This window comes from Rhodococcus sp. RCBS9 (assembly GCF_029457415.1).
GTDB classification, from domain to species: Bacteria; Actinomycetota; Actinomycetes; order Mycobacteriales; family Mycobacteriaceae; genus Rhodococcus_F; species Rhodococcus_F qingshengii.
In genome coordinates this window covers 2,339,237-2,350,826 of the sequence record NZ_CP120422.1, presented here as the reverse complement: position 1 = coordinate 2,350,826, position 11,590 = coordinate 2,339,237, and the positions used below count along the sequence as shown (strand labels likewise).

The window sequence follows — 11,590 nt, the reverse complement described above, 5'->3', positions numbered from 1 at the left end:
CGGTGCTCACCCCTCTGGGCGGCTGACGACCACCGCGGCGGGCCGCAACTGTCGCCCGTCCTCTCCATAACCCGGGCGCAAGACCTCGACCACGGTCCCGGACGGAAGGTCGGGTCGGGTTACCACACTGACCACTTCGTGGAGTTCCGGGGAGAACGGCACACCGGCCTCGTCGTGGCGCTCGAAGCCGAGTCGTGAGAGCACCTGTACCGCCTGGTCCCGGATCGCCTTCACACCTTCGACGACGGCCTGCGGATCGCTGCCTGCGTGTGCAAGCGCAAGCTCCAAGTTGTCCAGTATCGGCAGCCACGCCGCCGAAACCTTCGCTACTTCCGCGGCGCGTTCACGGTCCAGATCTTTGCCGTATCGCTTGCGCAGGTTGTCCAGATCTGCGACGGCCCTGCGCCAACGGTCCTCGAGTTGAGACAGCTCGTCTGCCGTCTCGGCGCGATCGGACTCGGTCTTGCTTTGATCCGTGTCGGCGCTGTTGGTAGTCGGCTCAGTCGTCGAATGATCTGCAGACATTTCCATCGTGCGCCTCAGCTTCGATCGAATTCGGCGTCGATCACGTCGCCGTCATCCGACGACGCAGCATCAGCGCCGCCTGCTTGGCCGTCGTCCGACTGGTCCGGCACAAGTCCGTAGAGCAGCTGTTGCAGCTCCGAGGTGAGTGGCTGAACCTCCGCGGGTGAAGCGCCGTCCTGCACGGCCTTTCGGGCGTCGGCAACCAGCATCTCGGCCCGCGCCTTCTCATGCGGCGGGGCACTGTCACCGAGTTCGGCAAGTCGCCGCTCCACTTGATACGCAACCGAATCGAGCCCGTTGCGCGCGTCGACCGCCTTGCGCAGCGCCTCGTCCTCACCCCGGTTCCGTTCGGCCTCCGCCAACATGCGCTCGACCTCACCCTGATCAAGGTTGCCCTGTTCACTGATCGTGATGCTCTGTTCCTTGCCGGTATCCTTGTCGCGAGCGGTGACGTTCAGGATGCCGTTGGCGTCGATGTCGAAAATGACTTCCACCTGGGCCTCGCCACGTGGCGCGGGGCGGATGTCTTCCAGCCGGAACCGGCCCAGCACCCGGTTGTCGGCCGCACGTTCGCGTTCGCCCTGCAACACCACGACGTCCACGGCGGACTGATTGTCTTCCGCCGTGGAGAACACTTCGCTGCGCCGTGCCGGGATCGTCGTGTTCCGCTCGATGATCTTCGTCATCACCCCGCCCTGCGTCTCGACGCCGAGGGACAGTGGGGTGACATCGAGTAACAACACATCGGAAACCTCGCCTTTGAGCACGCCTGCCTGGACTGCGGCTCCGAGGGCAACGACCTCGTCCGGGTTGACGCCCATGTGGGGGTCCTTGCCGCCGGTCAGCCGGCGAACCAGCGCCTGTACAGCCGGGATACGTGTCGAACCGCCGACCAGTATCACTTCGTCGATGTCGTTGGCGGCGACCTTGGCGTCACTCATGGCCTGCTTCACCGGGCCGAGGCACCGTTCCACCAGATCGGCAGTCAAATCATCGAACTTCGATCGCATGATCGTAGTGGTGAGATGTTTGGGACCATTCGCGTCAGCGGTAACGAAAGGCAGGTTTACCTGGGCCTGGGTCACCGAGGACAGCTCAACCTTTGCCTTCTCCGCGGCTTCGAACAGTCGTTGCAACGCCTGCGCATCCTTACGCAGATCGATGTTCTCCGCGCGCTGGAATTCGTCGGCGAGGTAGTCCACCACGCGTCGATCGAAGTCGTCGCCGCCCAAGTGGGAGTCGCCGGCCGTGGAACGAACCTCGACTACCCCCTCTCCGACGTCCAGCAGGCTCACATCGAAGGTTCCGCCGCCGAGGTCGAAGACCAGTACGGTTTCGTGGGTCTGTTTGTCCATGCCGTACGCGAGTGCCGCAGCGGTCGGTTCGTTGATAATCCGCAAAACCTCGAGGCCTGCGATACGGCCGGCGTCCTTGGTGGCGTTTCGTTGCGCGTCGTTGAAGTAGGCAGGAACAGTGATGACCGCTTCCTTCACCTTCTCACCGAGGAACTTGCTCGCGTCGTCGACGAGCTTGCGCAGCACGAGAGCGCTGATCTCCTCTGGTGCGTATTTCTTGCCGCGCACGTCGAAGCGGGCCTCACCGTTGTCACCCGCTACGACGTCGAAGCTGACCGCTTTGGCTTCCTCGGAGATCTCGTCGTAGTGACGTCCGATGAAGCGTTTCGCCGAGTAGATCGTGCCCTTCGGATTCAAGATCGCCTGCCGCCGGGCAAGCTGGCCCACCAGACGCTCACCGTTCTCGGTGAACGCCACCACCGAAGGCGTCGTCCGTGCTCCCTCCACATTGGAGATCACCACCGGCTCGCCGCCTTGCCAGCTTGCGATGACCGAGTTGGTTGTGCCCAAGTCGATGCCTACAGCAGTTGTCATGACTCAATTCCTTTCGATCGGCCCGGCCGTTGAGCAAGTGCGATTCCGCCCGCAACTTCGCTCGATGTCGGCAAGGACTTCGTAGTTCCCTGGTTTTGGCGAGTGGATTGGGTGAAGTCACGGAGACCGAGCAGGGCGCCGATAACGGCGCCCGACACCAATCCGTGGATGGCGGGCGTGAGGCTCGAGAGCGGCCGAGGGTAAGGGTTTCCGCCACTGTGCTTTGACATCACGCCCCTCAGCGTTGATGTTGTGGGGTTCGCCGGGCCTGTGTGTACTGACAGGGCCCGACCGCCGGTCAACCGGTTGAGCTCACGAACCACCCAGCCATGATGAGTCTTTTCGTCCACCTAAAGGGCGTCAACAACATTCGCCTGATGGGCGGGGCGCAACGGGGCAGTGGCGACCACACCTGCCCTTGATCGAAGATGCCCGCCGGAACCCGATCGAAGCGGCCATCGCATGAAACTCCGAGTATCGGCTTCGACACGAAAACTCGAGTGTCGGCCGCTACTGCGGTACGTCCACACTACCGCGGCGCATGCAAAAGGAGAACTCCCTTTGCGAAAGATCGTCACAGTCAGTGAACAGCAGCTCCGTTGAACCCGGACGAGATTCATTGTAGTTCTATCGAATCTCCTTGTGACAGAAAGGTAATGAGCCACTACTGGTCGGTTCCAATTGGTTGCGAGTAGGTGGCGCACACCCGCGTGCTGCACGGTTCAACGTCCCGTTCTGTGGCTGGTCAACAGACCGCTCTGGCGGGAGCTATTGCAATTCAACATGTTTCGGTCACTGTCACTACGGGACTTACGTGGTTCTCGTCTATTCCTGTGCTACATCCTTTGGCAGGATTTCGATCGAGGGGTCGGTTTGCTCTCGCCCCCGTGGTGGCGCAGGTGTGCCAGGTCTGGCCGTGGTTGTGTTCGTCTCGGCTCGGAGCCGCCTCAGGGATGCAGTACGACTTTGGTCCAACCGTCGTCGTGAGCGTCGAAATGCTGGTAGCCGGATTCGGTTTCGCCGAGCGGGCTTGGCCGGCGTCAATTCACCTGACGCGCGGATGAAACAGAGCTCACAGCGCCGCCACGGCCGCCTCGGCGACGGTCTTGTCCTGCTCCCCGGTGCCGCCGCTGACGCCGACAGCGCCCACGACCTGGCCGTTGTGCCGCAGAGGCACACCGCCTGTGAAGATCATGATGTGTCCGCCGTTGGAGGCGTGTATCCCGTAGAACTGCTCGCCCGGGCCCGCGTTGGCCGCGAGGTCCTCGGTCGAGACGTCTAATGCCCGCGCGGTGAACGCCTTGTTGATCGAAATGTCGATGCTGGCGATCCAGGCACCGTCCATTCGCACGTGAGCCACGAGGTTGCCGCCGGCATCGACCACCGCAATGTTCGACGGCGACTCGATCTCGGTGGCTTTGGCCTGTCCTGCGGCGATGACCCGCTGCGCATCGTCGAGGGACACCGAGGTCTGGTTCACGGTCATGACGCACCTGCCCCGAGCTTCGCGAACTGCTCGACGATGGCCTGACGGAACGCAGGAAGGTCGTCGGGCGAGCGGCTCGAGATCAGGTTCCCGTCGATCGCGACCTGTTCGTCTACGACTTCTACTCCTCCGGCCCCGTCGGCAGTCGATATCGCTATCTGCTTTCCCTGCAGTGGCATTGGCATCGTTGTGCTCCTCTCGGTTCTGGCCGTGTCAGGGATGCAGGACGACTTTGGTCCAGCCGTCGTCGCGAGCGTCGAAGTGCTGGTAGCCGGATTCGGCTTCGGCGAGCGGGAGTTCGTGGGAGATGATCCAGGAGGGCTTTGCCCGGTCTTCGTGGATGAGGTCGCGCAGTTGCCGGTTGTAGTGTTTGACGTTCGCTTGTCCGGTGCCGATCTTCTGGCCCTTGAACCAGAATTTGCCCATGTCGAAGGCGATCTTGCCGTTGCGCTCGAGTTCGTCGGGGCCGTTCTGGTCCTGGGGAAGGAAGATGCCGACCACCCCGATGTGGCCGGTGAAGCGCACCGAATCCACGAGCCGGTTCATCGTCATGGCGGCGTCCTCGTGGCCTTGCGGGTCGTGTGCCTGATAGCCGACGCACTCGCACCCCTTGTCTGCGCCTTTCCCGTTGGTTTGCTCGAGGACCTGCTCGACGGGGTCGCCCTTCGAGTCGTCGATGGGGACGACGCCGATCTGTTCGGCCAGGCGTAGCCGGTCGGGGTGGCGGTCGACGATCATCACCTTGCTCGCTCCTTGGATCATCGCCGAATACGCGGCCATCAAACCGACTGGGCCAGCGCCGTAGACCACCATCGAATCGCCGGGTTGCATGTCGGCCAGGCGGGTGCAATGCCATCCGGTGGGAAAGATGTCCGACAGCATCACGTAGTCGGTTTCCTTGTCCTGGGCATCCTCGGGCAGTCGCAGACAGTTGAAGTCGCCGAACGGCACTCGCAGATATTCCGCCTGTCCGCCCCAGAACGGGCCCATCCCCGCGAAACCGAATGCAGCGCCGGCCATCTTCGGATCGGGGTGCACCGTCAGGCAGAATGCAGTCAACCCTTCCTCGCAGTTTCGGCAGAAGCCGCAGCCGATGTTGAACGGCAAGCACACTCGATCCCCTGGCGATACTTTGACCACTGCATTGCCGACTTCGGCGACGATGCCCAAGTTTTCGTGACCGAGGACCATTCCGGGCTCCAGATCGGTGCGGCCTTCGTACATGTGTAGATCCGACCCGCAGATGTTGGTGCTCGTGATCTTCACCAGCACATCTGTCGGATTCTCGATCCGCGCATCGGGCACGTCCTTGACGTGGACCTCTCGAGGCCCGTCGTATACTAGCGCTTTCATCGCGGCACTCCCTTGTCTTGTAGCTGCGGCTTTCCGGTTGATCTCGTCGGCCGCAGGCGTCCACGCGTGAGCGACCGACCGAATGAATCGTGCTGTTCGGGGAAGGTCCACGGGGCGCAGAAGTGAAGACCGCACCAAAATGTCGGCGCACCAACATTTTTCCTGCCATCGACGCAACTGCGGCTGCATCCAGGCATCGCATTCCCTCACCATGGAGTCTCCTCCTTCGGCTCCACGATCGCTAGGGGGTTGGGATCGGTTTCCTCGAACGGTGGGTTTGGGTACCTTCCATTAACCGATGGATGGTGTGATGCTTGACAGTGTTCACCACCTCGAAGAGGAGATCCGATATGGCCACCAAGGCGCTGCTGGTCCGACTTGAAGCGAAGCCCGGCAAGGAAGAAGCGGTCGAGGAATTCCTCCGATCGGCACTGCCGCTCGTCGAGCAGGAGCCCGGCACGAAACCCTGGTTCGCGGTGCGGTTCGGGCCCTCGTCGTTCGGCATCATCGACGCATTCCCGGACCAAGCTGCCCGCGAGACACATCTCAATGGTCCGGTCGGCAAGGCCCTCGGCGAACGCGCCGACGAACTCTTCGCTGCGCCGCCCGAAATCAGCTACCTCGACGTTCTCGCTGAAAAAGTCTGAACAACCGACTGGAAAATGTCTTGTCGATGGCGGTCACATTCGGTTGTGAATACAGTTGTGCCACAGCCATACCCGAATCACGGTAGCTTTGCCGGCGTGCGCGGCTGTGGCGTACTGTCCGTCGCTCGCTTCCGCCCAGGTATCGGTAGATCACGAGCAGGGCACTCAGTCGAGCCAACTCGCTACCCGTGTAGGAAGAGCATTTCAAACTCGTTTCATTGCAAAGTGTTTCGAGTTTGAGGTGACCTGCCTGGAGTGAAGTAGGACTCCTTGTTCTTGGAGGAGGGCTTAGTGGAGCACCACGGATCATCGAGCAAGGACGATTGGTGCTAGTCCTGTTGGAAAGATGGTCATAGACGATGGCAAAGGTGAGGTCGGATGGATTCACCATCACCGTGCGCCGGTCACCGACCTGGGGTAGCACGTTACCTTTGGGTGCCTCGCAGTCAGCGTCGAACGTGTCCAAACCCGGGCCGCTGATACGGACGGTCAGTTCGGCGGTGTCTTGGCCCTCGTTGAGGTCCCGGATGCGGTTGACGGCGAAAATTTCTGCAGTCGCTGCAATGCCGACGGCCCGGAATCGCTTTCCTCCCAGCGCCATCCATAGGTACTGACTGCAAGCCCGATTCCGATCGGGAAGGTGAAGACTCCCCACTACACGGCCGGTCGATCGAGTACGTCATCATCCCGGCGGCGAAACCGATGAGTTCGACCTGCCGCGGTTTGTCCGTGTTCTTGTTGGACAAACCGACACCCTAAGTGAGGGGGTGGTTTTCGGGTGGCTGTTTCAGGATTGAAAAGCGGTGATGCCGCGTCCCCGTGTGGTTGGCGTCGGAGCGGTGTGAGCCCGGATTGCCGTGGACTGAATATTGTTGCAGTCGTTAGCTGTTCGCCGTTTGATGCGATCTTGTTGTGTGCGGTTTTGTTGGTTGCCGACCATATCATGTTGCCGTTGTTGCAAAGCGCCAGTAGGTGTTTGTTGGCATCAACGACGGCTGAGGTTGGAAACGACATGGACGATCTCCGCTGGCAAATTATGTAAGGGGTGGTGGGTGCCCCTTGGAGCGCTCGGAATGCTCGTGGGAAGTCGCGGCCACACCTGTTGCCACAGAACCATGGCGATAGGTCACCTGTCGGGTCGGTGCCTGGTGCTGGAAAGGTTCGAACCTAGTCAACAGTTTCCGTCGGCAGTCACTCCCGGTCGTCGACACACTGGTGAATCCTGACGCCCCGTGCCTCGTTCGTAGCTCCGTTGCTAACGGTTTCATCCCGTCGAGTCCAGGGAGAGGGGCAGTGTTGACCGACTGCTGGTGGATTGTTCTCAGCTGTCGAAAAGGCCATCTTTGCCCGGAATTTCAGCGCCAACTGTCGCGTAGTTTTTCGAAAGTCGCAGGTTGATCTGACAAATAGATCGGAATCTACAGCCGCCATCGCCTGAAGGTTGGACAAGAATCGGTCATGGTGGGATTCGGGGCGAGCACCAGCGATTATGTCGATGTTGGGCGGCTGCCGAGCGGTTACGGTGTTTGTCGAATCAGTCTCGGAGCCCGACGAACATCCGGCCACGACAAGTGCGACCGTAGCGAGAATCGCAACAGAAAGGATGGGTACGCGGCGACTGTCACGCTGGACTCCGTTTCCTCGGTTTCGCGAAACTTACCAGGACAACCGGCTCTCGGAATTCACTCTGAGCCACGAGATGCCTGTTTTCGATACCTTCCGCCAGAGAGTGAGCCCGGGAACGCGCGTTGGTGAGCAGCGCACTGCGGGGCGGCAAACTGAAGGGGCGGCAGCACCAGCTCATACGAGAAGACATAGATCCCTTGCGATTTTAGAGACCGGCCAGCCATGAACCGAAGTTTCATCAGGTCGATCATCACGAGTAACACTCAGTGCCAGCATCTTTCGAACGCACCCAGCTCGACGATTCCGGTGTCACTGCAAAGCCGAGAGAACCGTGTCGACCCGCCCACGGAGTGGGCCGTCAAGCTCGACAACTACCAGGGAGTCACACACCTGCATCGGATCGGCGTACACCAAATCCAGCAACGCGTCGTTCACCGCGCGCTGCAGCTCCGGCATCCCCACCGCAGGCAACTTCTGCACTGTTTCGACGGTAATCGGCACCACAACCAGCACGTCGAGAGTACGTAGCGCGGACCTCACAATCGCCGCCTCGACTTCTGCCTCCGGATCGACACCACACGCCGACAAGTACGCCAGGAAGTCGAGCGGCGTGCGATCGAATACAACACCAGAAGAAGGTGTAGTCAGCAATCGCAGTGAACGACGAAGCTGCGCACGGTAATCATCAGCCGAGGGTGGAAACTCGAACTCGCGCCCCTCCTCTTCGAGCACGAAATACGGTTCATCGACCCGAATGTGCCCCGCGAGGCGGCCACACAACTCGTCGACCAGCGTGCTCTTGCCGGTCCCGTGCGGGCCGGATACTCCAATACGCATTAGTGGGACCCTCTCGAAGAAAGTTACGGAACTACCCGTCAGTTGAGCACCCGTCGACCGCCGGCTCGATACCGACCCCTGGATGCCCCGACCCGTCGACAATTCTCGTTGCACCTCGGTCGAGTCGTACTGAGGGTATCGAGGTGAGATCGGATCACCGTGGTGATCTGCTCGGAGTCGGTGGGCATCTTCGACGACTGCCTGCCCTCGGTAGTGGGATCTGCTGAACTGATCGTGCATCCCGAGAGCAGCAGTGCTGCAAGGGCTCCGCCGAAGAGGATCGATTCCACCGATCGCCGGCGGTAGTGGTTTATGGGTGGATTCACCGAAACTCCATTATTCGTGAACATGTTGCGCCCGGAAAGTCATCCAGCCGGCGGCCAGAAGACAAACGCGGCGGACAGCAGAGCAAGGCTGAGGACCGCGGTGGCATTGGCGGTGCGAACAAAGACGTACTGCTCCGCATCCTCTGCGCCGAGACACAGCGGGGTCAGCTGCAAGGCCAGCGACAACATCCCGGTACCGAGCGCGCCGAGGGCGAACAATTGTCGAGAATCCATCAGCGGTATCCAATCCCGTTGCAGTCCAAAGGAACAACGAGCCGGTCACATGCGCGAACGTAGACTCGGCGAGAGTTCTCCGCACCAGCGGCCGAACTCCTGAACCGAGGATGCAGTCGAGAAGCTGCAGGGGGAGATTTCAGCATCTGGTGAGGACTCCCCGGCAAAATGCGACACAAAACGTCGCTACTTCAGGTGGTTGGGCCGAATCGCAATCCGCGGAGCAGTCGGCGGTAGGAGAAGCGGTCGTCCCAAATGCGAAGCAGGCCGTTTGCGAATGTGTAGTGGCCGTCTACGTCGAGGTGCATGGCAAACCATCCGATGCGGATGATCTCTCGTCGCCGGGAGGACACGGTGTTGTGGTCGGTGGTCATCGTGAGCACTTCCACGACCTCGTACCTGGTGATCAGGCGAGAGACGATCGTGAGCGCCAGTTCGACGCGTTTGCTTCCACGCACGCTGGGCAGGCCGGTATTGCGCCATTCGATGTCGGGATCGACGAGTGCGCGCACGGCATCGGCGTCCATTTCTTCCAGTGCGATCAGCAGGTCCACCACCCGCGATGTCAGTTGATCGTCGTTCAACAGGTACTCCGGTTGTCTGGAATTGTGTTTTCTCATCGGTGGATTCATGTGGTGACCGTCAGGCAGGGACTGTTGCTCCGCGAAACGCACAGGAGCATCTTGCCGGCGGCGCGCTCGGCTGGGCTCAACGAATTGTCACGATGATCGACGTCGCCGTCGCTGACGTGGACCATGCAGGTGCCGCAGAAGCCCTGACGACATGAATAGGGGGCTTTCGGGTTCACACGCAGCACCGCGTCCAGTGCGGTCTGGTCGGCGGCGACATCGATGACCTGACCGGTGCGAGCCAGTTGGATGCGGAAGGGTCGTCCATCGACGACCGGTGCGGCGGAGAAGCGTTCGGCGTGCACTTCCACACCGGGCTCGTTGCGCACACTAGCTGTGATCAGGTCCATCATCGGGACCGGACCGCAACAGTAGATCGCGTCGCCGCTGCGGACATTCGGCGGGAGAAGATCGTTCGCTGCGGGTAGGCCGTATTCGTCGTCGGTGCGGATGGTGACCCGATCACCAAACGGCGACAATTCCTCGAGGAACGGTAGTGTGCGGCGCTCGCGACCGACGTACATCAGCGACCAATCCAGGCCCATGCGCTCCGCCTCGCGGACCATCGGCAGTATCGGTGTGATGCCGATGCCACCCGCCACGAAGTGAACGCGCTTCGCGCGCTCGATTCGCCCGGGTTCGACGAACCCGAACGCGTTGCGTGGACCGCGAACGCCGACGACGGTACCGACTGGCAACTCGTCGTGCACCTCGTTCGATCCGCCGCCACCATCAGGAATCCGGCGTACCGCGATCCGGTAGCAGCGTCGATCGGCGGGATCGCCGCACAGCGAGTACTGACGTATCCGTCCCGAGGGCAGGTACAGGTCGAGGTGTGCCCCGGGATACCACCGTTCGAGGTCGCTGCCGTCAGGTGCTCGCAGTTCGAGACTGACCACGTCGTTGTCGGTGGCCACCGTCGTGCGCTCCGACACCGTGAGCGTTGTCTTGTACTCGTCGATCCGGTTTTCCGGTGGCTCGTCGCGATGAATCAAGACCGCCAACTTGACCTGCGTGGAGACCAGGACGTCCAGAATGCGCAGAATCGAGTCGCGGCGCTTGCCGCGACGTAGGTCGACCGGGATCTCGCGGGGGGCCGGCCACCGCTGTGTGAGTTCGGGCGCGTTGGGTGTCATGTGTTGACCCGCTTGGCCGCTGGCGATTGCGCGACGTAGGCGAGGGCCTGGGCGGTGGACCCCACACTGTCGGGGTGAAATCCCGGCACGAACGTCGACACACCGCTCCAGAACCATTTCGATACACCAGGCACCAGTCCGCGGCGTCCGGCGCGGACGAATTCCAGTAGCAATCGTGGATAACCGATGTTCGGCGTGTTGGGGTCGTTGCGGCTCAGATACATCGCAGCACGGAGCAACCACCCCAAAAAGATTGGCCACGTGATGATCATGGAGATACAGCGGCGAAAGTAGCCGACTCCGAAGTACGTGGCGACCTCGTGTGCCACGGCACGATGCTCGACCTCTTCGGCCCCATGCCACCGATAGAGGTCAAGCATCTGCGGATCCGCGCCGAATTTCTCCAAGTCCGCGTTCAACGCCCAGTCGCCCACGAACGCGAACATATGCTCCGAAGACGCGCAAATCCCGAGACGCTCGATCAGACGCTGCCGGACGGCCTGCGGATCGGAGTCGTCACCGATGCCCAAAGTGCTACGGAAGAAATACTGCATCTGGCGGTTGAACGGGGCCGGGTCGATCCCGTGCCGTGTGAACACCTGATTCATGACCTCGTCATGCGCCTCTGCGTGCAGCAGTTCTTGACCCATGAAACCGAGCATGTCCTCGCGAAGCTTCTCGTCGTGCACGTCCGGGAGGGCCTGCTCGAAGGCCTGGATCATCATCCGTTCGCCCTCCGGGATGACGAGGTTCATCGAGCTGAGGAGGTATGAGGCGATCGGCTCGTTCGGCAACCACACCAAAGGCGCTTTCTCCCAGTCGAAATCGACTCGCCGCGGACGGATCGCTACCCGGCCGGGCGGTGCGATCGGACTCTGTGTCAGTCCACTCGTAATTCGCAT

The 11,590-nt window shown here is 61.3% G+C and carries 11 protein-coding genes and 1 pseudogene; 1 reads left to right on the top strand and 11 read right to left on the bottom strand.

Features of this window, described 5'->3' with window-relative positions; genetic code table 11:
• Positions 1-6: 6 nt before the first annotated feature.
• The 5 genes and pseudogenes from P0M12_RS11225 to P0M12_RS11205 all read right to left on the bottom strand — a co-directional run bounded on the left by P0M12_RS11225 (position 7) and on the right by P0M12_RS11205 (position 5,253).
• On the bottom strand, positions 7-531 hold the full coding sequence (locus tag P0M12_RS11225; RefSeq protein WP_277377725.1) for a nucleotide exchange factor GrpE: 525 nt from the start codon (positions 529-531) through the stop codon (positions 7-9).
• Between the two features lie 8 nt (positions 532-539).
• Entirely contained in the window at positions 540-2,414 is a 1,875-nt protein-coding gene (dnaK, locus tag P0M12_RS11220; RefSeq protein WP_007735554.1) for a molecular chaperone DnaK, read from the bottom strand.
• 1,072 nt (positions 2,415-3,486) lie between these two features.
• Positions 3,487-3,900, bottom strand: coding sequence for a heme-binding protein (locus P0M12_RS11215; protein ID WP_007735555.1), 414 nt, complete (start codon positions 3,898-3,900; stop codon positions 3,487-3,489).
• Positions 3,897-4,028 (bottom strand): annotated as a pseudogene (locus P0M12_RS11210) (DJ-1/PfpI family protein); the annotation flags it as partial. The gene P0M12_RS11215 and the pseudogene P0M12_RS11210, both read right to left, overlap by 4 nt.
• Positions 4,029-4,113: 85 nt before the next feature.
• A complete protein-coding gene (locus P0M12_RS11205; RefSeq protein ID WP_277377724.1) occupies positions 4,114-5,253 on the bottom strand; it encodes a glutathione-independent formaldehyde dehydrogenase in 1,140 nt (379 codons plus the stop codon).
• A gap of 350 nt (positions 5,254-5,603) precedes the next feature.
• Between P0M12_RS11205 and P0M12_RS11200 the strand changes: the two genes are divergently transcribed.
• Positions 5,604-5,900: a hypothetical protein gene (locus P0M12_RS11200; RefSeq protein ID WP_020971354.1), complete on the top strand. Its 297-nt coding sequence runs from the start codon at positions 5,604-5,606 to the stop codon at positions 5,898-5,900.
• 1,935 nt (positions 5,901-7,835) lie between these two features.
• On the opposite strand, the gene P0M12_RS11195 is transcribed toward P0M12_RS11200, so the two are convergent.
• From P0M12_RS11195 to P0M12_RS11170, 6 genes are all read right to left on the bottom strand, one after another.
• The gene (locus tag P0M12_RS11195; RefSeq protein WP_042922064.1) at positions 7,836-8,363 is read right to left on the bottom strand and encodes an AAA family ATPase; all 528 of its coding nucleotides are present in this window, start codon (positions 8,361-8,363) and stop codon (positions 7,836-7,838) included.
• 38 nt (positions 8,364-8,401) lie between these two features.
• A complete protein-coding gene (locus P0M12_RS11190) occupies positions 8,402-8,689 on the bottom strand; it encodes a hypothetical protein (protein WP_158170697.1) in 288 nt (95 codons plus the stop codon).
• A 39-nt stretch (positions 8,690-8,728) separates the two neighbouring features.
• Positions 8,729-8,923, bottom strand: a complete 195-nt coding sequence (locus P0M12_RS11185) for a hypothetical protein (protein ID WP_125052412.1) — start codon at positions 8,921-8,923, stop codon at positions 8,729-8,731.
• A 191-nt stretch (positions 8,924-9,114) separates the two neighbouring features.
• A complete protein-coding gene (locus P0M12_RS11180; protein WP_007735566.1) occupies positions 9,115-9,543 on the bottom strand; it encodes a limonene-1,2-epoxide hydrolase family protein in 429 nt (142 codons plus the stop codon).
• A gap of 8 nt (positions 9,544-9,551) precedes the next feature.
• Complete coding sequence (locus tag P0M12_RS11175; protein WP_125052408.1) at positions 9,552-10,688, bottom strand: PDR/VanB family oxidoreductase; 1,137 nt, start codon at positions 10,686-10,688, stop codon at positions 9,552-9,554.
• Positions 10,685-11,590 (bottom strand): metal-dependent hydrolase, encoded by a 906-nt coding sequence (locus P0M12_RS11170; protein ID WP_158170699.1) that lies wholly within the window; start codon positions 11,588-11,590, stop codon positions 10,685-10,687. The genes P0M12_RS11175 and P0M12_RS11170 overlap by 4 nt, the downstream gene beginning before the upstream one ends.

Coding starts and splice junctions, on each gene's coding strand:
- P0M12_RS11225 (WP_277377725.1), bottom strand. CDS start 531: ATGGAAATGTCTGCAGATCATTCGACGACTGAGCCGACTACCAACAGC.
- dnaK (WP_007735554.1), bottom strand. CDS start 2,414: ATGACAACTGCTGTAGGCATCGACTTGGGCACAACCAACTCGGTCATC.
- P0M12_RS11215 (WP_007735555.1), bottom strand. CDS start 3,900: ATGACCGTGAACCAGACCTCGGTGTCCCTCGACGATGCGCAGCGGGTC.
- P0M12_RS11205 (WP_277377724.1), bottom strand. CDS start 5,253: ATGAAAGCGCTAGTATACGACGGGCCTCGAGAGGTCCACGTCAAGGAC.
- P0M12_RS11200 (WP_020971354.1), top strand. CDS start 5,604: ATGGCCACCAAGGCGCTGCTGGTCCGACTTGAAGCGAAGCCCGGCAAG.
- P0M12_RS11195 (WP_042922064.1), bottom strand. CDS start 8,363: ATGCGTATTGGAGTATCCGGCCCGCACGGGACCGGCAAGAGCACGCTG.
- P0M12_RS11185 (WP_125052412.1), bottom strand. CDS start 8,923: ATGGATTCTCGACAATTGTTCGCCCTCGGCGCGCTCGGTACCGGGATG.
- P0M12_RS11180 (WP_007735566.1), bottom strand. CDS start 9,543: ATGAGAAAACACAATTCCAGACAACCGGAGTACCTGTTGAACGACGAT.
- P0M12_RS11175 (WP_125052408.1), bottom strand. CDS start 10,688: ATGACACCCAACGCGCCCGAACTCACACAGCGGTGGCCGGCCCCCCGC.
- P0M12_RS11170 (WP_158170699.1), bottom strand. CDS start 11,590: ATGCGAATTACGAGTGGACTGACACAGAGTCCGATCGCACCGCCCGGC.